The organism is Streptomyces sp. WZ.A104 (assembly GCF_002382885.1).
GTDB lineage: Bacteria > Actinomycetota > Actinomycetes > Streptomycetales > Streptomycetaceae > Streptomyces.
In genome coordinates this window covers 60,717-83,124 of the sequence record NZ_NWVL01000015.1, presented here as the reverse complement: position 1 = coordinate 83,124, position 22,408 = coordinate 60,717, and the positions used below count along the sequence as shown (strand labels likewise).

Genomic DNA, 22,408 nt, shown 5'->3' with positions numbered 1-22,408 from the left:
ATCGGGGGCCTGTGCAAGCCTCCCGGTGCTCCACTTCAGGCGACGGGGGACGATCATGCAAGCCGCCACGGAAACGTCATGACCGCACCGGCCCCGCCCGGGGTGTTCTCCCGCCCCTACCGGGCCCGCACGCTCGCGGTGAGCAGCACCTTCGTCCTGGTCGCGTTCGCCGGTCTGGCGCTGAGCACGGTGATGCCGATCGCTGTGCAGGATCTGGACGGACTCGGCCTGTATTCACTGGCGTTCGGCGGATTCCTCACCACCGGCATCGTGGGGACCGTGCTCGCGGGCGGCTGGTCCGACCGCCGGGGTCCCGCTCCCGCGCTCTGCGCCGGGCTGGCCCTCTTCTCCGGCGGTGCGCTGGTCTCCGGCCTCGCGGAATCGATCGTTCCCTTTCTGCTGGGGCGGTACGTGCAGGGTCTCGGCGGCGGTGCGGTCACCGTCGCGCTGTACGTGGTCGTGGGGCGCGCCTATCCGTCGGCGCTGCGGCCCCGGATGTTCTCGCTGATCACCGCGTGCTGGATCGTTCCCTCCATGGTGGGCCCGCCGATCGCCGGGGCGGTCGCCCAACGCCTCTCCTGGCACTGGGTGTTCCACGGCATCGCGGTCCTGGGGCTGCTCTCCCTGGCGCTGCTGGCCGGTCCGCTGGGGCGGCTGCGGCCCGCCGGGGACGAGGACGGCGAGAAGCCGGGCGGGCTGCGCGCGATGCCCGCACTGGCCGTCGCCCTGGGGGCGGGGCTGTTGCAGTACGCCGGGTCCCAGTCGGGCCTGCACCGTCTGGTCGCGGTGGCCGCCGGGCTGGTCCTGCTGGTGGTGTGGCTGCGCCCGCTGCTGCCCGCGCGCACGCTGCGGGCGGGGCGCGGCATCCCGTCGCTGGTGCTGCTGCGCGGCGTCTCGGCCGGGGTGTACTTCACCGTCGAGACCTACATCCCGCTGATGCTGGTCAACGAACGCCAGTGGTCGCCGGGTGCCGCCGGGATGTCGCTCACCGGGGCGGCCCTCACCTGGTTCGCCGCCTCCTGGCTCCAGGGGCACCCCCGGCTGCCCTGGCCGCGCGAGCGGGTCGTCCTGGCCGGCGCGCTGATCCACGCGGCGGGCGCGGCCGTGACCCTGAGCGGGGCGCTGCGGGCGATGCCCGCGGTGACCGTCGCCGTCGGGCTCCTGGTCGCCGGGTTCGGCATGGGGCTCCTGCTGCCCGGCGTCGGCGTCCTCACGCTCGAACACTCTCCCGTCGACGAGCAGGGCCGGAACTCGGCCTCGCTCCAGTTGTCCGACAGTCTGTCCAGCGTGCTGCTCGTGGGCCTGTGCGGGGCGCTGTTCAACGCGGCGCACGTGAGCGCGGGCCAGGACGCGACAGCCTTCGCGGCGGTCTTCGGCACCGCCCTCGCGGTCGCCGCCGCGGCCGTTCCGATCGCCCGCAGAATCGCGGTGCCGCACACGGAGGAGAAGAAGAACCATGCGACGGTATGAGCTCGTCGGCAGGCGCGACATCCGCCTGGTCACCGATGCCCCGGTGCCGGTGCCGGGGCCGCTGGAGGTCCTGGTACGGGTGCGGGCCTGCACGGTCTGCAACCGCAGTGACCTGGCGTACTACCACTACTACGGGGAGCGCGAGCACTGTGCCCAGGGCTGTTTCGGCCATGAGGTCGCCGGGGTCGTCGAGGCGGTCGGCCCCGGCGTCACCCGCGTGGCACCGGGGCGGCGCGTCTTCGTCCGCACCCCGCTGACCACCGGGTACGCCGACTTCGCGCTGGCCCGCGAGATAGCCGTGGGGCTCCTCCCGGACGAGGTGCCCTTCGAGCAGGGCGCGATCCTGCAACTGCTGCCCCTGGCCGTCCACGCCACCCGGGGGGTGCGGCTCGGGGACCGGGTCGCGGTCATCGGCCAGGGCCCGGTCGGCCTGATGGCGCTGCGGATGGCGGCGCTGCGCGGGGCCTCCCGCATCACCGCCGTCGACCTGGACGACTGGCGCCTGGACCGGTCGGCCCTCCTCGGCGCTGACACCACCCGCCGGGTCGACGGCAGCGCCGCCGCGCTGCGGGAGGTCGCGGACGGTGTCGACGTGGCGATCGACGCGGTGGGCACGCCGACGACGCTCAACGCCTGCGTCGACCTCGTACGGCAGAACGGGCTCGTGGTGATGCTCGGCACCCACCACGTGGACACCCACGTCACCCTCGACCTGGTCACCTGGGAGCGCAAGGGGCTGCGGGTCCACAGCTCCGCCGAGCCCCTCGACACCGCACGGGCGGAAGCCCTCGCCACCGCCGAACGGCTCGTACGGTCCAGGGAGCTGTACCTCCCGGAGCTCCTGACGCACACCTACCCGCTGGAGGACCTGCCCAAGGCGATGGAGCAGCTGTCTGCCAGCCGCGCGCTCTACCCGGACGGCGAGCAGGCCCCGTACGACGGTCCGCCGCACCGCACGCTGAAGGTAGCGGTCGTTCCGTGAGGTGGGGCATCGCCGGGCACGGTGATGTCGTGTCCCGGCGGGTGCTGCCCGCGCTGCGCGCGGCGGGCCAGGAGCCGGTGTTCCTGTGGGGGCGGGACGCCGGGCGCGCGGCCGCGGCCGCCCGGCGGTGGGGGGTCGCCGCGTCCGGCAGCGACCCCCGGGGCCTGCTGGCGGGCCTGGACGCGGTGTACGTCGCCACGCCCGTGGACCGCCATGTGCCGCTGGCTGCCCTGGCGTTGGACGCGGGGCTGCCGGTGCTCGTGGAGAAGCCGCTGGCCGGTTCCCTGCGGCCCGGCGGCTCCGCGCTCGCCACGGGCCGGGCGTGCGCGGGCGTCGCGTACTACCGCCGACTGGCCCCCGTCGTCGGAGAGTTGCGCCGCGCGTTGCGCGGCTGGTCGCCGGAGCGGGTGGAGGTGCGGTTCCGGTCCGCGTTCGAGCCGGGGCCCGGCCATCCGATGCGCTGGCGCACCGAGCGGGCCGTGGCGGGCGGCGGGGTGCTCGCCGACGCGGGCAGTCATCGCCTGGACCTGCTGCTGATGCTGTTCGGGAGGCCCGCCGAGATACGGGCCCGGCTGGGCCGGCGCTTCCCCGGAGGCGCCGAGCGCGCCGCCACCGTGGAGCTGGAGTGGGATACCGGGCTGCGGGCGCACTGCTCGGCGGAGTGGGGGGACGGGCCGCCGGAGGACCTGCTCTCCCTCCACGGAGGCGGGCGTTCCCTGACCCTGGACCCGCTGGATTCGGGGGAGTTGCTGGTCCGGGAGCCCGGTGGCGTCCGGCGCGTCCGGTGCCCGCCGGACGCCAACCCCCATCTGCCGCTCGTCGCCGACTTCGTCGCGGCGGTGGCGGCCGGGCGGCCACCGGTGTGCCCGGTGGCCGAGGCCGTACAGGTCGATGACGTCCTGGTGGCGGCGGAGCGGTCCGACGCCCTGGGCGGGGCGCCGGTCAGGCCGTGGCCGCCGTGAACTTCTCCCGGTCCCCGTAGCCGCGCTCCCGCGTCCAGCTCACGGGCTCGATATGGGCGTTGAAGGGCAGCCCGTCATCCCGGGTCATCGCGGGCCGGGGGTGGTCCAGGTGCAGCAGGGGGTCGTCGTAGCGGGTCAGGGGCGCGGCCGCGGCCAGCCGGGCGACCACGTCGTCGTCCTCGCCGCCCCACCCCTCGAACCGCTCGTCGAATCCCCCCACCGCGTGGAAGACGTCCGCGCGCAGCCACACACAGCCGCCCGGCGGCTCCCGCAGCAGCAGACCGCGCAGCACGGTGTCGGGCACATCGGCGGCCCCCCGGCCGTTGCGCAGCCCGATGGCGTGCAGGGTGGACGGGCCGTCGAGCGAGAGCGACCAGCGGAACGGCAGATGGGTGCCGTGGCCGCCCTCGCGCAGCCGGGCGGTGTTGCGGGCGACGAAGTGGCGGTCGACGAGGATGTCCGCGTCCAGGACACAGACGTAGGAGGCGTCGCCGGTCGCCTCGACGACTCCGACGTTGACCGCCCACGCCTTGTTGAACAGACCGTCCTTGCGGGCGAAGACGTAGCGGTCGACGACGCCTTCCAGCACCTCGCGGCTGCGCGGCTCGCTGTCGGTCTCCACCACCGTGACCCGGTGTCCGGGCCCGCCCTCCTGGTCGGCCAGGGCCTTCAGGCAGGCCAGCAGATTACGGGTCCGCAGCCCGCCGGAGCGGTCCCGGAAGGGGATCACCACGTGCACGGTCGCGGGCTCGGAGCGCGGCCGGGGCGCTGGCGGCTCCGGGGCCGCGGGGGGCTCCTGGGAGGTGTACTTCGCGCCGAGGTGGTAGTCGATCCAGATGTGCCGGTCGGCCTCGGTCACGGCGTCGGCCAACTCGTTCCGCTGTAGGGGGTGTTCCTCCAGCAGTCCGACGAGGGACTCGCGCAGGGCGTGCTGGGGCGCGGTGTGCGTGGGGTCGGTGACGACGTCCCGGTAGGCGCGCGCGGAGGCCGGGGACGCGGCCACGAGGGCGGCGAGCGCGGCGTCCACCGTGCGGTAGTGCTCCTCGCTCTTGGCCCAGTAGTCGGCGGCGATGCCCGGCACGGCGGGGTCGTGGGCGAGCACCGCGTAGGCGGTGAGGCGGGCGGCGAGCCGGGGAACGGTCGGCTCGGGTGCGTGGGACACGGGGGTGCTCCGATCGGCTGGGGTCGGGTTCATGCTCCGTCGTCGGCCGACCACGGGGCGAGCCACCGCGGGTCGGGTGTGTCGTCCGAGCGGACGAATCTGACGTCGGCGGACAGACGCATGGCGTCGGTGGTGGTGTCCAGGGACGCGTGGACGATCTGCGGGACGTGCACCATGAGGTCCCCGGCGGCGAAGTCGGCCCACAGCCACCGCCGCCCCAGATGCCGGGCGGTCAGCTCCAGGTCGTGGGAGATCGGCCGCCGGTCGCCGGGGCGGTCCCCCTTCTCGCGCAGGGGCTCGTACTCCTCGGGCGCAAGGGTGTGGGAGCCCTCCAGGTAGACCAGAGAGCCGGTGCTCGGCGGGCAGTCGCCCACGGGTATCCACAGGGTGAGCACCCGGGGCGCGGGGGAGAGGGCGTTCATGTAGTCGAGGTCCACATGGGCCCGGGAGGCGAGCTGGGAGCCCCGGTGGAAGTGGCGCAGGATCTGCCGGGGCAGCATCCAGGCGTCCTGGCCGAGCAGCTTGCTTGCGAGGTCGGCGAGCAGCGGGTCGGCCACGAACTCCTGGAAGGCGGCCGACCGGACGAAGGCGTGGGCGGGATGCCCGGCGACACCGTACGCCGGGAGGCTCTCCGGCACGCTGCCGGAGAACAGCCCGTCCTTCGCGTCGGTCCCCTCGGCCAGGTAGCCGTCCGGGAAGAGCGAGAAGTAGGCGCCGCGCAGGCGCAGCACCTTGTCCCGGTCCAGTACGCCCGGCAGGTACAGATACCCGTCGGTGCGCAGGCGCTCGCGCAGCACGGCCGGGTCGTCGGGCAGGCCCGCACCGGACCGCAGGGGCCCGAACAGGTCCGGCGAGAAGCGGATGGGTACGCCGTTGGAGTACAGCGTCGATTCCGGCATGGGGTGTCCTTCGGCACGGGCGAGCGGGCGGGGTCCAAACCGTGGCGGCGGGGAGGGGGCCGGTCAGTACACGCCCTCCACGGCTTCCTCCTCGCCGCCCTCGTCCCGCTCGAACGGGCGCACCGCCGCCACCCCGTCCCAGGGGAACCAGGGGTGCGGCCCCGTCCGGACGGCGCTGTCCCGCTCCAGCAGGTTGGGGATGAACAGGTCCTCCAGGAGCGTGGTGACCCGCACCCGGCCGCGCTCCCCGACGGGCAGTTCCCGCCACGGGTCGCCCGGGTCGACGACGGTCAGCACCGCGAAGGGCGGCGGCAGATGGTACGAGTGCGTGCTGCCGGGCGGCAGGAGGGGACCGCCCGGCACCGCGTCGGCCTGGAGGGCGTGGCCGACGAGCGTGTTGCCGTAGGTGTCGATCCACTGCACGCCCACGAGGTGCTCCTCGCGCAGGAACTGCGCCTCGGCCGGGGTGCAGGACGTTCCGCCGGTGCAGACGGCGCGGACCCCGTACGTGTGCAGAGGCTCCGGCAGCCGCATGGCCAGTTCGACGAGCAGCCGGGGGGTGGTGAAGAGGAGTGCGGGCCGCTCGGCGGTGAGCAGCGGCAGCGTCTGGGCGACCAGGTGGTCGGTGTACGTGTCCGCCTCGCCGCCCGACCGCAGTGCGGCCTTCACCCAGCGCGGGTCGAAGTCGATGGCGTGCACCGCCCCGTTCCAGGAGTCCGCGAGACCCTCCACGAAGTGCCCGTAGGCGTGCGGTCCCATCGGGGTCATCGCGAGGACGTCGCCGCCGACGAGGCCGCGGGCCTCCAGCATGAGCCGGTAGATCTCCACGTCGTACCCGAGCCGGGTGACGTTGACGATCCGGCAGGGGGTGCCGGTCGTGCCGCCGGTCTCGAAGATCCGGAAGGGGCGGTCGCGGTAGCCGCGCGGCCTGAGGTCCCGGGCGCGGGCGGCGCGGAGTGAGGCCTTGTCGAAGAGGCCGAAGAGCTCCAGGGCCGCGAAGCCGTCGACGTCCTTCTCGGGGTCGAAGCCGAGGCAGTCGCGGCGGGAGACCCAGAACGGGGAGCCCGTCTCCGGCGAGAAGTGCCACCGCATCATGCGGCGCGTCCAGGCGTCGAGGTCCACGGTGAGTTCCGGGACGCGTTCGCGCATCGCCGGGTAGGCCGCGGCGGGCCCGGTCAGGGTGTTCGGGACGGTCGTCATGGGGTTCCCCTCCGGGCTGCCGCTGCGGGCAGCGGGCGGTACACGAACAGCGACCGGGCGGCGATCGCCTCGGCGGCCGGTCCGGTGGCCCGGACGACGGCGGCGAACGGGAACGGGACCTCGTGGCCGAGCAGCGGGTGATCGGGCGGGCCGTGCCGGCCGTGCGGCTCGTGCGGTCCTCCGTCGACCAGCACCAGATGCGCGGTGACGTACGTATCGCCCTCCGCGGTCTCCACGACCGGCGGCCTGCGGGTGAGCAGCCGGTCGCCCGGCCGCATCAGGTCCGGCACGGAGCGGGCCGCCCGGGCGGCCGCCCCCGGCTCCCGGAACGCGGTCAACGGCCATGCCTCGCCCGGAAGTTCCGGGCACATCGCGTCGAGTCGGGCCGCCAGGGCGCGGGCCAGCGGTTCGGGCGGGCCCGCGGTGACGACCGTACGCACGTTGCTGCAGAACCGCCCGGAGTCGGCGGCGATCAGCGGCAGCAGCCAGTCGACCGCCGCTTCGGTCCCCAGGTCCTCGGGCACCAGCGCACAGCCCCGGCCGGGGCCGTGCAGGGTGAGACCGGCCGAGGCGCGGACGGAAGCGGCGAGCGAGGAGCCGCCGAAGACCACGTGCCGGTCGGTGAGCCGGATCAGGCCGCACAGCGCGCCCTGCTCCGTCGGGTAGAGGGAGATCCGCTCCGGCGGCCAGCCCACCGCCAGCAGGGCGGCGAACAGCCGGGCGGCGGAGAGCGGTTCGCGTCGGCTGGGGCGCACCCATACGGCCGCCGAGCGTTCGAGCTGTTCGAGGACCGCTTCCAGGCAGGTGAAGGTGTTGCCGGGCAGCGAGACGAGGGCCAGGGCGGTGTCCGGCGACGGTTCGGGGCGTGCCGTCAGGGTCGAACGGAGCATCCCGCACCAGCGCTCGGCCAGCGGGCCGGGTATCCCGGCCGTCTCCCACAGGGCGTCCCTGAAGTCCTCGCCGCTCTGCGGCCCGAGCCCCCCGATGTCGAGGGTCCCGTGCTCGAACAGATCCAGTGCGCGCAGCAGCAGTCGGCGTCGGCCCGTCGGTGCGGGCGGCAGGCCGGGGGCGACGGTGTCCCAGCGGCGGCGGTCGGCGGCGGCCACGATCTCCGGGACGAGGGCGAGGTGCGTCCCCGTGGGCCCGGGGAGCGGCGCGGTGTCGAGGGACGGATGCCAGTGGCCGCGGCGGAAGGCGTGGAGGAGGCGGGTCACGGCAGCTCGCTGCGGAGCGCCGAGACCACCCGTATCTGTTCGGCGTGGGTGAGAGAGGGGTACAGCGGCAGCGCGATGTGGTGGCGGGCGAACCACCGGCCGCGCGCGAAGGTCTCCTCCGGGTCCGTTGCGTCGTCGCGGAAATGCGGGTGGTCGCACAGGAGACGGTCGTAGACCTCGCCCGCGAGCTGGACGCCGTGCCGTTCCCGCAGCCGCTGCTTCAGCGCGTCGCGGTCCACGGAACTGTCCGGGTACACCAGGTACTTGTAGTAGTTGCTCCGGGAGTCCGCGGGCACCGCGTGCGCCCGCAGGGAGCTGACGCCGTCGAGCAGGGTGTCGTAGTGGGCGGCGAGCGACCGCCGCCGGGCCAGGGTCCCGGCGAAGCGCTCCAGATCCACGGTGCCGACGGCGGCGTGCAGTTCGCTGAGCCGCCAGTTGCTGCCCGGCCTGTCGTGCAGGGTGGAGCCCTGGGCGCTCTTGCCGTGGTCGCGCCAGCGCCGTACGTCCTCCCGGTCCTCCGGCGCGGCGGAGGTGAGCAGCCCGCCCTCACCGCTGATGGCGACCTTGGTGGGGAAGAACGAGAACGCGCCGAACCGGCCGAGGCTGCCCGCCGGGCGGTCGCCCAGAGTGCTGCCGAAGGCGTGCGCCGCGTCCTCCAGCACGGGGATGCCGCGCTCCGCGCACGTGGCGAGGACCCCGTCGACGGCCGGGGAGACGATCCCGCCGATGTGGACGGGCACCACGGCCGCCGTGTCCGGATACCGCTCCAGTGCGGTGCGCAGGGCGTCCGGGTCCATGCCGAGTCCGTCGGGTTCCATGTCGACGAAGCGGGCGCGGGCCCCGGCGCGCACGGCCGCGGCCGCCGTCGCGAAGAACGTGTTGACGGGGACGAGGACCGTGCGGCCCGCCACGCCGATGGTCCGCAGGGCGATCTCCAGGGCGGCCGAGCCGGAGGCGACGGCGACGCCCGGGGTGCCGGTCCACGTACGGCTCAGCTCCTCGAAGCGGGCGACCAGCGGGCCCTGGGTGAGGACGCCGGAGGCCAGTGCCCCGTCGACGCGCTCCAGCACGGTGCGCCGGTCGGTGACGTCGAAGCGGATGCGCTGGGCGGGCACGGGGGCCGGGTGCGCCGGGGCGTCGGCCAGTTCCCGGGCGAAGAACTCCGCCGCGTGGCCCGCGTGCGTGTTGTGTCCCATGGGGAGTTCGAGGATGTCGGGCTTCGGGGCGCCCGCCGTCTCGTAGCCCAGGCGGACCGTTTCGGCGGCGGCGCGGGTGTCGGCCGTCTCCAGATAGGGGTCCGCTGTGCCGTACTGGAGCTGGAGGGGCGCGGGGGCCAGGGCCGTATAGAGGTCGGGAAGGTCGGCGTGTTCGAGGATGCCGGGCAGGGCCGCCCCCTCGAATCCGGTGAACAGCCGCCCGTACAGTGCCGGATAGGTGCCGAGGTGACTCGCCGCGCAGACGGGGAGGGGCCGGTCGCTCAGCAGCGCGGTGTGCAGGGCGACGGCCGCGCCCAGGCTGTGGCCGAACAGCCCGGTGCGGTCCGCGTCGGCCAGCGGGTGGCTGCGCAGTACGTCGAGGGCTCCGAGCGCGTCGCCGACGAGGGCGCCGAGCAGGGAGCGGCCGGTGAGCGCGAAGGCGTGGGCGAGCAGGGCCCCTTCGTCGCGGCCCGCGAGCCGCTCAGGGTCGAGCCCGCCGCCGATGCCGTACGCGAAGGTCAGGGTGGTGAACCCGGCCCGGGCCAGCCGTTCGGCCACGTTGCGGTCGGGGTGGTCGGGGGGTGTCTCGCCGGTGAGGTGGTCCAGCCGGGCGTTCTTCCCGCCGAGGACGAGGATGCCCGGGCGAGGGGCGGTGGCCTCGTCCTCGGGGGAGAGCAGGACGGCGGGGAACTCGCCGCGTGCCGGGGAGCCGAGGGTCATCCGCTCGCGCCGCAGTCCGTTCGACACGGTGACGGTGGAGGCGGTGACGCGGACGTCGCGGTGGGCGTCCTCGACCCGGGCCAGGCGCTCGACCCGGGAGCGGAGCGGGGCGGGGTGACCGGTGGGCCCGGTGTCGAGCAGCCGGCGCAGGGAGCTGATCTGCATGGTGATGGTGGGACCGGTTTCGTGAGAGGGGAGCGGAAGGCCCTGGACACCAGGGGCTGGGCGGTCGGCCCGGCCCTGTGACGTCGGGTCAGATGAAGTCGGCGTGCAGGGTGCTGGGGACTTCCACGGCGTAGGAGTCCAGCGCCCGGTCCAGCTGGATCTGACCGCGGTGCAGATGCTCCAGCAGCTCGTTCTGCGGCCGGTAGAAGCACGACTTGCACAGGTCCGTGCGGCGGGGGTTGGCGGCCTCCCACTCGGCGCGCGGGCCGCCCTCCAGCACTTCCGCGTAACCCTGGTCCAGCACGTTGCCGATCAGATAGCGGCTGTTGAGGTGGACCTGCGGGCACGGGTAGAGGTTACCGTCGGCGCCGACCGCCGTCACGAACCGGCTGTAGTGGCACCGCTCGAAGTCGCCCTCGACATCATCGACCTGGTCCATCGGACCCCGGTCGAGCTTGGGTACGGAGACCTCGTAGTCGTCGGTGGACAGCTCCGCGGCCTCCCGGAGGGCCTCGGTGATCTCCGGCATGACCGCCTCGATGGTCTCGTGGCCGAGGGCGCTGTAGAACTCCGGCTCGAAGCGGACGTAGTGGGCCCCGGACGCCAGGCCGATGCGGGCGGCGTCGAGGATCTCCCGGTGGTTCGCCTGCGTGATGACGAAGTTGAAGCCGATGCGGAAGTCCGGCGCCACCGCGGTCTCGCGCAGTCGGCCCACGGCACCGATGAAGGACGCGAAGGTCTGCTCGCGGTCCCGGGTGATCTCGTTGAACGTGGCCTCGGTCCCGGCGTTCAGCCCGATGCGCACCCAGGTGTGGGTGTCCGCGACGGCCTCGGCGATGGCCGGGCGGCCGAGCCGGGAGCCGTTGGTGATCAGTCCGATGCGCAGCCCGGCCTCGTTCGCGGCCCGGCTGATCTGCGCGTACCCGGGGTGGATGGTGCACTCGCCGCTGCCGCAGAAGGTCACGGCGCGGCCGTCGTTGGCCGCGAACTCCCGCATCAGGGTGACGGCCTTGTCGGTCTTGATGGAGTCCTTGAACGAGAACAGGTCGTAGAACTGCTCCTCGTTGGGGGAGTGGAAGTTGCAGAAGTTGCACCGCATGTTGCAGGCGCCCATGATCCCGATCCGCATATGGATCGGTTTGAACTCGTCGCCCGCCACGAACCGCCTCAGCAGGTCGCCGTGGGCCATGACCTTCTGGGGGGAATGGGCCTGATCGAGGCTGACGGGGAGCAGCGGAACCGGATCTTCCGTAACTTTCGCAGCGCTGTCCTGAGAATCACCAAAGCTATTCACGGAACCCCCAAATATGGCTGTTCAGCCGCCTATTCGATGACCTGCTCCCGACCCTAGGAGCAGCTTCTCAGGGGTGTCAACAGTCAGGCTACGACGGGGATTTCATGGATCGATACCCTCGTCGAGAACTCCGGCTTTGGCGATGAGATAGGCGAGCTGGGCGCGGCTGCGGCTGTTGAAGATCTCCGACGCCTTGCGCACATGGGTGGCCACGGTGCGGACGCTCATGCCGAGCCGCCCGGCGATGGCCTCGTCGGTATAGCCGTTGACCATGAGCTGAAGGACGGACCTGCGTGTTTCGTCGGCGAGCAGCGGCGGTCGGTGCGCGCCGGGGGAGTACTGGAGCGGGGTGGCGCGTTCCCAGGCGTGCTCGAACATGCCGACGAGATAGCGGATCAGTCCCGGATGCTCTATGGCCAGGGCGGTCTGGCTCCGCTGTTCTCCCGGGTCGGGCACGAAGGCAATTCGCTGGTCGCACACGATGATCCGGTCGAACACCTCGTCCAGTGTCCGTACTTCCGCCCCTGCGGCCGATATTTGCTCCACGTAAAAGAGAGTGGGGCTGTGGGTGCGCACGGTGTGCTGATAGATCGTGCGCTGCCGCACCCCGCGGGCGAGCGCCGGAAGATCGGTGTCGAGCGCTTTCGCCAGCAGTTCCTGCGGTCTGCCGCCACCGGGCTGGGCGGTGAGCAGTTCCTCCTGGCAGGACTCCACGGCCGAGGCGAGCGTGGTGCTGATGATGTCCGCGCCGCTGATCACGCGGGCGGCCTGGACCCCGTCCTCGCGGTAGGTGTCGCGGTAGACCTGCTCGGCACGCTGGATCGATGTGCGTACGGCGTCGAGCGCGTGCTGCTGCCGGTCGATGGCCGCTTCCATCGGCCGCACCAGGCTGCCGGCGGCCAGCCCCGGCGGAATGGCGAACAGTCGGCCGTCCTCGGTGCGCCGCAGAAGTCCCAGGCGCGTCAGGCACTCGGGGCATTCCTGATTTATTGAGTGACCTTTCAAAAATCGCGCGTAGAACTCCAGCCCCCTCTCGCAGATCTCAGACGCCTGGACATTATTCAGTTTGTCCGTTTTCGTGCACATCTGTACATCCTTCAGGTTCTCGCGATGCATGATCATGCCACAAATTTCCCCTGTCGCAAGGTTGAAACGAGAAGCAAGATTCTCGGCAGGCAACACGACAACTCGACCCGGCGTTGACGGCGGGTAAGCACAGGGGGTAGCCGCATGTTCAGGAACGCGAATTTTCTTAAGGTTATCGGCGCGTTTGCCGTTGCCGCTTCCGTGGCTCTCGGATCGTTCACCGCGATTTCTTCCGAGCCGCAGTCCGTGGTCACCGCCTCGTCCGTCGGGACGAATGACTCGCAGTGGGGATGACCCTCCTCGGTCCGCTCGATGTTCGTCACTCGTAAATCCAGCTGCAGGGTGGTCAGGAATGCGCACAGAAGGAAATGAAGGCGTCATCGTCGCGCCCGCCGACACCGTACGGGTGAGGGCGCGGGTCGAGGTCCCGATCAATGTTCCCGGCCTGGGACGCCGGCCGAGCACCATGGTCAGTTTTCATGGGCTGCACGACAACCGCGAGCACATCGCCGTCCTCCTCCCCGGCTGGGACAGGAGGAGCGATCCGCTGGTCAGGGTGCATTCCGAATGCCTTACCGGCGACGTTTTCGGCTCGCAGCGCTGCGACTGCGGCCCGCAGCTCCACGAGGCCCTCGCGATCTGCTCGCACGAGGGCGGCATCATCCTGTACCTGCGGCAGGAGGGGCGCGGTATCGGCCTCTACAACAAGTTCGACGCCTACCTCCTTCAGGACCAGGGCCTCGACACCTTCGAAGCGAACGCGGTCCTCAACTTCGGCCACGACATGCGGGACTACCGGGTGGCGGCCGAAATGCTGCGGGCCCTGGATGTCCCCGAGATCCGGCTCCTCTCCAACAACCCCGAGAAGGGCGCCCAGTTGCGGGCGCACGGCGTCGGGATATCCGACATCGTCCCGACCGGGACCTTCGTCAACGAGAACAACCACGCCTACCTGACGGCCAAGCGCGAACGAGCCGGTCATGCCCTTGAGGTCTGAGGCGCAAGTCGGCCCCGCAGAAGACGTGACTCCGTATGAACAGGCCGCCATGCGCCGGGCATTGGAGCTCGCCGCGGAGAGGGTGGGATCGACCGGCGTCAATCCGGCGGTCGGCTGCGTCCTCCTCGACGCGGACGGCACCACCCTCGCCACGGGCGTCCACCGCGGCCCCGGTACGCCGCACGCGGAGGCCGACGCGCTGCGGCAGGCGCGGGGACGCTCCCGTGGCGCCACCGCCGTGGTCACCCTGGAACCCTGCGACCACCAGGGCCGTACGGGCCCCTGCTCCCGCGCGCTGATCGAGGCCGGGGTCCGGCGCGTCCTGTACGCGGTGCCCGACCCGAACCGGGTCGCGGCCGGTGGCGCCCGACGCCTGGCGGAGGCCGGCATCGACGTCGTCGGCGGGGTCCTGAGGGAGGAGGCCGAAGCCGTCCTGGAGATGTGGCTCACCGCCGTACGAACCGGACGGCCCTTCGTCACCTGGAAGTTCGCCACCACCCTGGACGGCCGCAGCGCCGCCGCCGACGGCTCCTCCCGCTGGATCAGCTCCGCCGAGTCCCGGGCCGACGCGCACGCACTGCGCGCCCGGCACGACGCGATCCTCGTCGGGTCCGGCACCTGGCGGGCCGACAACCCCCGTCTCGACCTGCGCCACGGCGTCGTGGGACAACCGCCCCTGAGGGTGGCGCTGGACGCCCGGGGCGAACTGCCGCCGGACTCCCGGCTGCTGGACGGAGACATCCCCACGCTCGTGGTGACCGAGCCCGGCACCGGACTCACGGGCGTCGACGAGGAGAACGTCCTGCGTCTGAAGACCGACGCACGCGGACGCTTCCCCCCGCTCGGCCTGCTCGAAGCGCTCGGCACCCGCGGCGTGCGCTCCGTGCTGGTCGAGGGCGGCCCCGCGCTCGCCTCCGCCTTCGTCACCGCGGGGCTCACCGACCGCGTCGTCGCCTACGTCGCACCACTGCTGCTGGGCTCCGAGGGCGTCAGCGCCGTCGGCGAGCTGGGCGTCGGATCGATCGGTGAGGCGCACCGGCTCCGCATCACCGCCGTGGACCGGATCGGAAGTGATCTGCGGGTCGAACTGCGGCCCGCCGCCTGGACCACCAGAGGAACACAGTGACTGGTTTTCTCCTCCCCAACGCCCGTCTCGCACCACGGGAGCAGCCCAGGGCCGACGCGTCGGAGCTGCCCCCGGTCACCCTCCTCATCCCCTTCTACCGGGAGACCCCGGAGATCCTGCGGCGCTCCGCGGGGATGCTCCAGTTCCTGGACTACCCGCACGAGAAGCTGTCCGTGCGCTGGCTCGTGGACGCTCGCCGGTCCGAGGACGTGGCGGCCGCCGAGGCGGTCGCCGGGTCTGCCCGGGCGGGCTTCGGCGGTGACCTGCGGGTGGTGGCCGTTCCTTCGATGACCCCGAAGGCGAAGGCCCTCAACCACGTGCTCCGCGAGGTCGACGACCCGTTCGTCGCCGTCTACGACGCGGACACCGTGCCGGACCCGGGCCAGCTCCGCCAGGCCGTCGCCGCGCTGGACGCCCGCGACCTCGACGTCGTCGACGCCATCGAACTGCCCGAGGCGGGCGGCGACCTGGTCAACCGGATCACCCTCGCGCAGTCGGCCGCGTTCTTCGGCGCCATGGAGTACGTCAACCGCCGCACCGGCATGCACATGCTGCTCGGCAGCTCGATCTACTTCCGCCGCAAGGCGCTGGAGGAGGTCGGACCGCTCTGCGAGGACGGCGTCGAGGAGCTGTACGAGTGGGCGGTGCGGGCCGCCGCCGCCGGCGTACGCATGGGGCGCATCGTCTCCTTCTCGTACGGCACCCGGACCTCGGTGGTCGGGCCCGCGCTGCGCCAGCGCACCCGGTGGATCCGGGGCCAGCTCGACATCGGCTTCCGGTTCCTGGGCGGGGAGCCGCTGCCCGCCCGGCCACGGACCGCCGTGACGCTGATGACCCTCAGCCTGCTCGGCCAGCTCAGTGTGCTGCCCGTGATGGCCGGGGCCGTGCGCTACCGCTCGCTCCGCCTGCCCGCCGCCGCGCTGCTCGCCGGAGAGGCGCTGCGCATCCGCAGCGTCTCCCGCGACCCGGTGTGGGAGGTCCTCCGGGTCGGTTCGGGGTGGGTGTTCCTGCTGCCCTTCGAACTCCTGGAGTCGACCTCGGCCTGGCGGGCGGTCTGGGAGCTGGCGACGGGCCGTGACACCTGGCACTCGGTCCGGCCGGAGGCGGGGAAGAGCCCGACGCCGGGGGAGGGCGCGCCGGCGACCGGGAGGGACGTGACGACGACGGGGGAGAGCCCGACGCCGGGGAAGGGCCCGACATGATCGATCTGGGTCTGCCCCGCATCCCGCAGCGCGGCCGTATCTTCTCCTCCGTCTTCATCGACACCTTCGGCTGGGGCCTGTTCGCCCCGCTGGCCTTCCTCTACTTCTCCTTCGGCACCGGGCTGTCCTTCTCGGCCATCGGCTCGGCGGTCAGCGCCGGAACGCTCGCCTCCCTGCCGGTGGCCCTGCTGGCGGGCTGGCTCGTCGACCGGTTCTCCCCGAAGTCCGTGCTGGTGGCCAGCAACCTGGTCACGGCAGTGGGCTACGGCCTCTACCCGTTCGCCTCCGAGTGGATGCTGATCGCGGTGGCGACGTTCCTCGTGATGGCGGGGGACCGGCTGTACTGGGCGAGCTGGCCGGTGATCGTGGTGGACCTGGCATCGGGCCGCAAACTCGACGCCACCTACGCGGCGGTCGGGACCATCAAGAACTTCACCGTCGCCACCGGGGCCCTGGCCAGCTCCGGACTGACCATCCTCTTCGGCCGGGGCGCCGCCGACCTGGTCCTGGCCCTGAACGTGGTCACCTCGCTCGTCGCGGCAGTGCTCCTGGCCGGGGTACGCGTCTCGTCGAACCGTCCGGCCAAGGAGGCGGGCGGCGGGGGGAAGGAGCCCGGCTGGCGGGCCGCGTTCCAGGACCACGCGTTCACCGGCTTCTGCTTCTCCTTCATGCTCCTGACCTTCGCCTGGGCGCTGCCCGCGACGATCCTGCCCGCCTATGCGGTGGAGATCATGAAGCTGCCCGGCTGGGCGCCCGCCTTCTTCCTCGGCGTCAACAGCGTCGCCATCATGCTCGCCCAGATGCCGGTGACGGCGAAGGTCTCCCACGTCCCCCGGCAGCGGCTGATCGTGCGGGCCGGACTGATCTTCGCCGTGGTCTTCGCCGGGCTGTACCTGGTGACCAAACTCCCGGCGACCACCGCGATCGTGGTGCTCGTCCCCGTGATGCTGATCTTCACGCTCGGCGAGATGATCAGCCTGCCCGCGGCCAACGCCCTGGTGGCGAGCAGTGCGCCCGCCGCGATCCGCGGCCGGTACATGTCGCTCTTCCAGCTCTCCTGGGGAATCTCCGGCCTCTTCATCCCCTTGCTCGCCGGATTCGTACTCGACCGCGGAGCCCTGTGGGTGTGCGCCGCGTTCGGCGGGATCGCCCTGCTGGCGGCGGTCGGGGTCCAGGTCACCGCGTACCGGATCGCCCCGGCCGACACGGACGAGGAGGCGGCGGAACCGCACGGCGAGCCGGCCTCCCCCGGGAGCGGCCCGGACGCCGGACTCGCCCCCGTAACCACGAAGGATGTGACATGACAGAGACGTCCCGGTACCCCGGCATCAGGGTCATGGCGCACCCCCGGCGGCGGAAGCAGGCGGAAGCCCTGCTGGCCGAGCTGGACGCCGGAGCCCGACCGCCGTACGCCGAAGGCCCGCACGCCGAGGACCGGCTCCCCGCCGACGACCCGCTGCTCGTCCTCGATCCGGACCCGGACGGTCCGCCGAGCCCCCTGCGTACGGCGGCGGCCGCCTGGGCCGGACCGTACGGCACGGCCAGCCACCGGCTCGTCCTCCAGGACGACGTCCTGCCCGCCGAGGGCTTCCTGGACCTGGTGGCCGAGGCCATCGGGAACCGGCCCCACGACCCCATCGCCTTCTACAGCAACTGGAACCACTGGAACGGTTCGGCCGTGCGGCTCGCCGCACTCAGCGGAGCCGGCTGGGCCCGGGCGATCCCGGACGAGTACGCGCCCTCGCTCGCGGTGGCGCTTCCCCGCGCCCTGGCCGAGCAATTCACCGACTACGCGAAGGAGTTGCTGCAAGGCGACACGCCTCCGGACGACGAGGCCCTGGCCGCGTTCCTGCGGGGGCGCGACACCGCCCTGGTCATCGCCGTGCCCAACCTGGTCGAACACAAGGGGGGCGACAGCCTGGTGGGCAACGACAACCAGGGGCCCAGGCTCTCGCCCTGCTTCGTGGACGACGCGCCGGGCGCCCGGCGGACCGGGACGGGCACGCTGGGGGCGCTGGACTTCTACCCCCACTTCTTCAAGGGGCACGTCTACGGCCTCACCCCCACGGGACCCGGCGGCCGTTACGTCAAGAGCTACTGGGACGAGAGCGTCCAGACGCTGGGCATCGACCCCGGCCGGATCAGGGAACTGGCCCGGTGGGAGCCGATCCCCGCGATGCTCTTCCGCGACCTGGCGGGCGCCGGACTCCAGATCCACCACGCCACCGCTGCCTGGACCGCGGCCGTGCTGTACGGGGCCACCCTGGAACGCCTCACGGCCGCCACGGGCACCGCCCCGGCCGACAGCCGGAGGCCGGACCCCGCTGTCCGCGCGCGTGCCGTCGAGACCATCCCGCTGGGCGGTCTGGCACAGGTGGTCGGGCTCCCGCTGCTGCGCCGGGTCATGGACCCGCTGCGCAGGCTGACCGAGGAGGGCCTGAACGCCGGTGCGGAACTGGCGTCGGCCGCGGCGCCCCTCGGCACCGCTCCCTAGACCTGCTCACCCCGGACCTGTTCTCCCTGGGCCCGCCCTCCTTTGACCTGCTCGCCCCTAGACCTGCTCTCCCTCTCCACCTCTTCCTTCCTCAGCCCATCCATCCGCTCTGTCAGGAGTTCGAAGATCATGCGGACAGTCGACGTATTCCACCCGCAGGCCACCGGCGACAGCACCGGCGACACCACCGCTGTGCACGCCTCCCCCCAGACCTCCGTGGCGTTCAGCCCGGACGGCGTCCACTACGCCAGCGCCGGGTACGACGGCCGGGTGGCCCTGTGGGACCGCTCCGGCACCGCCCCGCGCTGGGTCGGGCATCACTCACGGCTGGTCAACGGCGTGCGGTTCTCGCCGTCGGGCCGGCTCCTCGCCAGCGGTTCGGCCGACAAGACCTGCCGCATCTGGGACGTGGCCACCGGCCGCCAGATCCAGCTGCTCGCCCGGCAGCCCGACGACCTCAACGCCCTGGCCTGGCTGGACGAGAACCGCCTGGTCACCGTCTCGCAGGACGGCACGGGCCGCATCTGGGACATCCGTACCGGCGTACTCGAAGAGGGCGTGATCTTCCACGCCGACCACTGCATGTCGGTCGACGCCGCGCCCACCGGCGTCCTGGCCAGCTGTGGCGAGGACGCCACCATCCGCCTCTGGGACACCAACGGGGCCCTGCTGCGCGACCTGCCGCAGGCCGGGCACGCCGAGATGTGCCGTTGGTCGCCCGACGGCACCCTGCTCGCCGCCAGCTGCGACGACGGCTTCGTGCACATCGTGCGGACCGACGGCGAACTGGTCACCAAGGTCGGCCCGTACACCGCCGCCGTGAAGTCGGTCGCCTGGTCCCAGGACGGCTCCCGCATCGTCATCGGCGCCTACGACAGCACGATCACCCTCTGGGACATCGCCGACTGCCGCCCGCTGGTGCGCTGGTACGGGGCGCACCTGTGGCCCCGCTCGGTTGACTGGTCCGTGGACGGCAGGACCATCATCGCCGGTACGTTCTCGGCGCTGCCCGCAGTGATCGACGTACCCGAGGTCCCGGCGGACGACCTGCCCGGCGAGGTCCGGGAGATCACCCTCGAATCGCCGGTGTCCACGCACGGCGTCAACCACGTGTCGGCCGCCGGTGAGGTGCTGGCGGCGGGCAGCGACAACGGTACGGTCCGGGTCTGGAGCCACCGCGGGGCCACCGCGACCGAGGTGCCGGTGGGCAACGGCAGCCTGATCAACACCGTCGCCGTGTCCGACCAGCTGCCGGGGCTCGTCGCCTACGGCTCGTTCTCCGGCCGGGTCGGCGTCGCCGACGCCGTCACCGGACGCGATGTGGCCGCCGTCGAGCGCGCGCATCCCGTGAACCGGGCCGCCTGGTCGCCGGACGGCAAGCGGCTGGCCGTCGCCGACTACGAGGGCGGGCTCGACCTCTACACCTGGACGGGCAGCGAGCTGGTGCCGGGAATCCACTACGAGGGCCACGACGGGTCCATCAAGGACGTGTCCTGGGTGGACCCGGACCGCCTGGTCACCTACTCGACCGACCGCCAGGCCCACCTGATCACCGCCGAGGGCAAGCTGATCCGCTCCTTCGGCGGCCACGGCGAGCTGATCAACGGCGGCTCGGTGACCAGCGTGGCGGGCCGGGCGCTGCTCGCCACCGTCTCCCGCGACCGGACCAGCCGCGTCTACGACCTGGACACCGGGGAGCTGCTCCAGGTGCTCGTCGGCCACGACGAGTCGGCCAAGTGCGCGGCCTGGCACCCGGGCGGGAAGCCGCTGCTCGTCACGGGCTCGTACGACTACACCGGCCGGCTGTGGGTCCTCGACCCGGAGACCCTCGCCCCGCTCCACAGCCATGTGCTGGAGGGGCACGGCAGCGCGGTCAGCGCCGTGACCTGGCTCGGCGACGACGCGGTCACCGCCTCCTGGGACAGCAGGGTGGTCGCCTGGACGCCGGACGCCGACCCCACCCGGGCGCCGGCCCAGGCAGAGCTGGCGACGGACTGGAAGACCCCGGAGGACTCCCGATGAAATCCCTCAGCCTGAAACTGACCTCGCCCCCCTCCTTCGCCCTGTCCGACGCCGAGACGGCGGCATTCCGGCGGGCCGCGGAGACGGTGTGCCGCGCCGGGGGCGGCCGGCTGGACGACCCCGACACGGCGGCCGCGGCCCGTGGCGGCTGGGAGGAGCTGCCGGGCCGCTTCCGGTCGGCCGTACGCGACTTCCGCCGGGACTCGGGCGATTGCGGGGTGATGCTGTTCCGGGGCCTGCCCGTCGACGAGGCCCTGCTGCCGCCCACCCCGACGGTGGACGGCTCGGTCCGCCGGGAGGCGACCGTGCCCGCCGCCGCCCTCCTGATGACCGCCGCCGGCGGTCTGGGCGACCCGGCCGCCTACGCACCGGAGAAGTCCGGCGCGCTGGTGCAGGACGTCGTACCGGTGCCGGGCAGGGAGGACTTCGAGGGCAACGCGGGCTCCACCCTGCTCTCCTTCCACATCGAGAACGCCTTCCACGTCCACCGCCCGGACTTCGTGATGCTGCTGTGCCTGCGGGCGGACCACGACGGCACGGCGGGCCTGCGTACCGGATCGATACGCCAGGCGCTGCCCACGCTCTCGGAGCGGACCAGGGAAGTCCTCGCCCGTCCGGAGTTCAGCACCCAGCCGCCGCCCTCCTTCGGGTCGGCGGACGGGACCACTCCGCCGCGCCCGGTGCTGTACGGCGACCCGGAGGACCCCGATCTGCGGGTGGACTTCTCCGCCACGACGGCTCTGACGCTCGAAGCGCGCCAGGCGCTCGTCGAACTGGAGGCGGCCGTCAACGCCACCTCCCACACGGTCCGGCTGACGCCGGGGGACCTGGCGATCGTGGACAACCGGGTGACCACGCACGGCAGGACCGCCTTCCGGCCGCGCTACGACGGGGGCGACCGCTGGCTGCTGCGCACCTTCGCGGTGGCCGACCTGCGACGCTCCCGTAGCCATCGCCCCGGCGACGGCTACGTACTGAGCCACTGAGCACCTCGGCGGGCCGGGGCCCGGCCCCTCGGACCGGGCCCCGGCCGCTCACCCACAACAGCGGGAACGAAGGCATGCCATCCATGAGTACGGGGCTCCACGTCAACGCGGTCGTCCTCGGGAGCTCCCGCCGGATCTGCGCGATCTGGAAGGTGAGCGGGCCCGCCGACCGGCGCCGGGCCTGCGAGTTCACCTTCGCGCTCCTGCTCCGCCGCCGTGGTCCGGAGCAGGACTGGGCCGCCGAGACCGCGCTCGGCGCGTTGGAGGAGGGGTTCGACGACGGGCCGGTCTGCGTGGACCTCACCACCACGGTGCACGGCATCGAGGTGGATGCCCTGCGGCCGGGGCTGTGCGGGGCCGATCTGCTGGAGGCGTCCCGGGCGGCGCTGGGCGAAGGGCACCAGGAGTGGGCGAAGCTGGCCCATGAGGACCCTCAGGCCTTCCGTGCCGGGGCGTCCGGGAGTTACGTACTGCTGCGCCACGCGGCGGTCATGGCCGGCGTCGGCACCGGGCGTGGCGAAAGGCCCCCCGTCCATGTCGTCCACGAGCGGGAGCACCGGGTGCTGCGTGCCTATGCGGCGGCGCTGGCCGCCAAGGCCGGGGCGGAGGGGATTTCATGATCATTGCCTTCGATCTGATGGACACCCTATTGTCGGACCCCTATCGATCGGCGTACGAACAGGCATTCGGTATCACCTATGAGGAGTTCGAGCGGGTCCGGCCCCAGGGTGCCTATCACCAGCTGGAATGCGGCGAGTTGGCGGAGGAGGACTACTGGGCCGCCATGCGGGACGCCGGACTGTCCTTCGACACCGATGTCTTCCACCGCACGAGGAGAAGCGGCTACGCCTGGCTGAAGGGCATGCGCGAGCTCGTCGCGGAGTGCGCGCGCGAGCACCGGACCGTGGTCGCGTCCAACTACCCCCGGTGGATCGAGGAGATCGAGCGGGACCTGCTCGCCGGAACGGGCCTGGAGGTCTACGCCTCGTACCGGTTCGGCGTCCGCAAGCCCTCCGAGCGGTTCTTCCGCCTGCTGGGCGAGGAGACCGGCACCGGCCCGCACGACCTGGTCCTGATCGATGACATGCGGGCGAACACGGACACGGTGACAGCGCGCGGCGGTATCGGCATCCCCTTCGCATCGGCCCACGCCACCCGGCGGCAACTGCGTGCCCACGGCCTGCTGTCCGGCTGAACCACAACGCACCAACGCACCAGCGCACCATCGAAG

General features: G+C 72.5%; 20 protein-coding genes. 12 read left to right on the top strand and 8 right to left on the bottom strand.

What is annotated here, in order from left to right; all coding sequences use genetic code 11:
- The first annotated feature begins 78 nt into the window (after positions 1–78).
- The 3 genes from CIB93_RS11090 to CIB93_RS11080 are packed head-to-tail and all read left to right on the top strand — an operon-like array spanning position 79 to position 3,414.
- Positions 79–1,470, top strand: a complete 1,392-nt coding sequence (locus CIB93_RS11090) for an MFS transporter (RefSeq protein ID WP_096626602.1) — start codon at positions 79–81, stop codon at positions 1,468–1,470.
- Positions 1,457–2,452: a zinc-binding dehydrogenase gene (locus tag CIB93_RS11085; protein WP_096626600.1), complete on the top strand. Its 996-nt coding sequence runs from the start codon at positions 1,457–1,459 to the stop codon at positions 2,450–2,452. The genes CIB93_RS11090 and CIB93_RS11085 overlap by 14 nt, the downstream gene beginning before the upstream one ends.
- Entirely contained in the window at positions 2,449–3,414 is a 966-nt protein-coding gene (locus CIB93_RS11080; RefSeq protein ID WP_096626598.1) for a Gfo/Idh/MocA family protein, read from the top strand. Before CIB93_RS11085 ends, CIB93_RS11080 begins: the two co-directional genes overlap by 4 nt.
- On the opposite strand, the gene CIB93_RS11075 is transcribed toward CIB93_RS11080, so the two are convergent.
- The 7 genes from CIB93_RS11075 to CIB93_RS11045 form a co-directional block, all read right to left on the bottom strand.
- Complete coding sequence (locus CIB93_RS11075) at positions 3,395–4,576, bottom strand: glycosyltransferase family 2 protein (protein WP_096626596.1); 1,182 nt, start codon at positions 4,574–4,576, stop codon at positions 3,395–3,397. The genes CIB93_RS11080 and CIB93_RS11075 overlap by 20 nt on opposite strands.
- A 29-nt stretch (positions 4,577–4,605) precedes the next feature.
- Positions 4,606–5,475: a phytanoyl-CoA dioxygenase family protein gene (locus CIB93_RS11070; protein ID WP_096626594.1), complete on the bottom strand. Its 870-nt coding sequence runs from the start codon at positions 5,473–5,475 to the stop codon at positions 4,606–4,608.
- 63 nt (positions 5,476–5,538) lie between these two features.
- Positions 5,539–6,675 carry a hypothetical protein gene (locus CIB93_RS11065; protein WP_096626592.1) on the bottom strand — a complete coding sequence of 379 codons (1,137 nt, stop codon included), beginning with the start codon at positions 6,673–6,675 and terminating at the stop codon, positions 5,539–5,541.
- On the bottom strand, positions 6,672–7,889 hold the full coding sequence (locus tag CIB93_RS11060) for a hypothetical protein (protein WP_096626590.1): 1,218 nt from the start codon (positions 7,887–7,889) through the stop codon (positions 6,672–6,674). Before CIB93_RS11060 ends, CIB93_RS11065 begins: the two co-directional genes overlap by 4 nt.
- Positions 7,886–9,970, bottom strand: coding sequence for a DegT/DnrJ/EryC1/StrS family aminotransferase (locus CIB93_RS11055; protein ID WP_096626588.1), 2,085 nt, complete (start codon positions 9,968–9,970; stop codon positions 7,886–7,888). Before CIB93_RS11055 ends, CIB93_RS11060 begins: the two co-directional genes overlap by 4 nt.
- Positions 9,971–10,058: 88 nt before the next feature.
- Positions 10,059–11,159 carry a radical SAM protein gene (locus CIB93_RS11050; protein WP_096626586.1) on the bottom strand — a complete coding sequence of 367 codons (1,101 nt, stop codon included), beginning with the start codon at positions 11,157–11,159 and terminating at the stop codon, positions 10,059–10,061.
- A 207-nt stretch (positions 11,160–11,366) separates the two neighbouring features.
- Positions 11,367–12,386, bottom strand: coding sequence for a helix-turn-helix transcriptional regulator (locus CIB93_RS11045; RefSeq protein ID WP_257002140.1), 1,020 nt, complete (start codon positions 12,384–12,386; stop codon positions 11,367–11,369).
- 316 nt (positions 12,387–12,702) lie between these two features.
- Here CIB93_RS11045 and ribA point away from each other — a divergent pair, with 316 nt between their 5' ends.
- Genes ribA through CIB93_RS11020 form a run of 5 tightly spaced genes read left to right on the top strand, consistent with a single transcriptional unit; the run spans position 12,703 to position 18,169 of the window.
- Positions 12,703–13,347, top strand: coding sequence for a GTP cyclohydrolase II (gene ribA, locus CIB93_RS11040; RefSeq protein WP_096626584.1), 645 nt, complete (start codon positions 12,703–12,705; stop codon positions 13,345–13,347).
- Between the two features lie 49 nt (positions 13,348–13,396).
- Positions 13,397–14,473, top strand: coding sequence for a bifunctional diaminohydroxyphosphoribosylaminopyrimidine deaminase/5-amino-6-(5-phosphoribosylamino)uracil reductase RibD (gene ribD, locus CIB93_RS11035; protein WP_096626582.1), 1,077 nt, complete (start codon positions 13,397–13,399; stop codon positions 14,471–14,473).
- A complete protein-coding gene (locus tag CIB93_RS11030; RefSeq protein ID WP_096626580.1) occupies positions 14,470–15,675 on the top strand; it encodes a glycosyltransferase family 2 protein in 1,206 nt (401 codons plus the stop codon). Before ribD ends, CIB93_RS11030 begins: the two co-directional genes overlap by 4 nt.
- Entirely contained in the window at positions 15,672–16,979 is a 1,308-nt protein-coding gene (locus tag CIB93_RS11025) for an MFS transporter (protein WP_096626578.1), read from the top strand. Before CIB93_RS11030 ends, CIB93_RS11025 begins: the two co-directional genes overlap by 4 nt.
- Positions 16,976–18,169, top strand: coding sequence for a hypothetical protein (locus CIB93_RS11020; RefSeq protein ID WP_096626576.1), 1,194 nt, complete (start codon positions 16,976–16,978; stop codon positions 18,167–18,169). Before CIB93_RS11025 ends, CIB93_RS11020 begins: the two co-directional genes overlap by 4 nt.
- On the opposite strand, the gene CIB93_RS38790 is transcribed toward CIB93_RS11020, so the two are convergent.
- Positions 18,166–18,300: a hypothetical protein gene (locus CIB93_RS38790; protein ID WP_257002139.1), complete on the bottom strand. Its 135-nt coding sequence runs from the start codon at positions 18,298–18,300 to the stop codon at positions 18,166–18,168. The genes CIB93_RS11020 and CIB93_RS38790 overlap by 4 nt on opposite strands.
- On the opposite strand from CIB93_RS38790, the gene CIB93_RS11015 reads away from it, so the two are divergent.
- The 4 genes from CIB93_RS11015 (at position 18,299) to CIB93_RS11000 (ending at position 22,372) form a co-directional block, all read left to right on the top strand.
- Positions 18,299–20,191: a WD40 repeat domain-containing protein gene (locus CIB93_RS11015; RefSeq protein ID WP_096626574.1), complete on the top strand. Its 1,893-nt coding sequence runs from the start codon at positions 18,299–18,301 to the stop codon at positions 20,189–20,191. The two genes, CIB93_RS38790 and CIB93_RS11015, sit on opposite strands and share 2 nt — an antisense overlap.
- Positions 20,188–21,177, top strand: a complete 990-nt coding sequence (locus CIB93_RS11010; protein ID WP_096626573.1) for a clavaminate synthase family protein — start codon at positions 20,188–20,190, stop codon at positions 21,175–21,177. The genes CIB93_RS11015 and CIB93_RS11010 overlap by 4 nt, the downstream gene beginning before the upstream one ends.
- 83 nt (positions 21,178–21,260) lie before the next feature.
- Positions 21,261–21,797 carry a hypothetical protein gene (locus CIB93_RS11005; protein ID WP_257002138.1) on the top strand — a complete coding sequence of 179 codons (537 nt, stop codon included), beginning with the start codon at positions 21,261–21,263 and terminating at the stop codon, positions 21,795–21,797.
- Positions 21,794–22,372, top strand: coding sequence for a hypothetical protein (locus CIB93_RS11000; protein ID WP_096626569.1), 579 nt, complete (start codon positions 21,794–21,796; stop codon positions 22,370–22,372). The genes CIB93_RS11005 and CIB93_RS11000 overlap by 4 nt, the downstream gene beginning before the upstream one ends.
- The last annotated feature ends 36 nt before the right edge of the window (positions 22,373–22,408 follow it).

What these genes read in the sequence shown, in the direction of transcription:
- CIB93_RS11090 (WP_096626602.1), top strand. Translation starts at nt 79, where the DNA reads ATGACCGCACCGGCCCCGCCCGGGGTGTTCTCCCGCCCCTACCGGGCC.
- CIB93_RS11085 (WP_096626600.1), top strand. Translation starts at nt 1,457, where the DNA reads ATGCGACGGTATGAGCTCGTCGGCAGGCGCGACATCCGCCTGGTCACC.
- CIB93_RS11070 (WP_096626594.1), bottom strand. Translation starts at nt 5,475, where the DNA reads ATGCCGGAATCGACGCTGTACTCCAACGGCGTACCCATCCGCTTCTCG.
- CIB93_RS11065 (WP_096626592.1), bottom strand. Translation starts at nt 6,675, where the DNA reads ATGACGACCGTCCCGAACACCCTGACCGGGCCCGCCGCGGCCTACCCG.
- CIB93_RS11055 (WP_096626588.1), bottom strand. Translation starts at nt 9,970, where the DNA reads ATGCAGATCAGCTCCCTGCGCCGGCTGCTCGACACCGGGCCCACCGGT.
- CIB93_RS11050 (WP_096626586.1), bottom strand. Translation starts at nt 11,159, where the DNA reads ATGGCCCACGGCGACCTGCTGAGGCGGTTCGTGGCGGGCGACGAGTTC.
- CIB93_RS11045 (WP_257002140.1), bottom strand. Translation starts at nt 12,386, where the DNA reads ATGATCATGCATCGCGAGAACCTGAAGGATGTACAGATGTGCACGAAA.
- ribA (WP_096626584.1), top strand. Translation starts at nt 12,703, where the DNA reads ATGCGCACAGAAGGAAATGAAGGCGTCATCGTCGCGCCCGCCGACACC.
- ribD (WP_096626582.1), top strand. Translation starts at nt 13,397, where the DNA reads ATGCGCCGGGCATTGGAGCTCGCCGCGGAGAGGGTGGGATCGACCGGC.
- CIB93_RS11025 (WP_096626578.1), top strand. Translation starts at nt 15,672, where the DNA reads ATGATCGATCTGGGTCTGCCCCGCATCCCGCAGCGCGGCCGTATCTTC.
- CIB93_RS11020 (WP_096626576.1), top strand. Translation starts at nt 16,976, where the DNA reads ATGACAGAGACGTCCCGGTACCCCGGCATCAGGGTCATGGCGCACCCC.
- CIB93_RS11015 (WP_096626574.1), top strand. Translation starts at nt 18,299, where the DNA reads ATGCGGACAGTCGACGTATTCCACCCGCAGGCCACCGGCGACAGCACC.
- CIB93_RS38790 (WP_257002139.1), bottom strand. Translation starts at nt 18,300, where the DNA reads ATGATCTTCGAACTCCTGACAGAGCGGATGGATGGGCTGAGGAAGGAA.
- CIB93_RS11010 (WP_096626573.1), top strand. Translation starts at nt 20,188, where the DNA reads ATGAAATCCCTCAGCCTGAAACTGACCTCGCCCCCCTCCTTCGCCCTG.
- CIB93_RS11005 (WP_257002138.1), top strand. Translation starts at nt 21,261, where the DNA reads ATGAGTACGGGGCTCCACGTCAACGCGGTCGTCCTCGGGAGCTCCCGC.
- CIB93_RS11000 (WP_096626569.1), top strand. Translation starts at nt 21,794, where the DNA reads ATGATCATTGCCTTCGATCTGATGGACACCCTATTGTCGGACCCCTAT.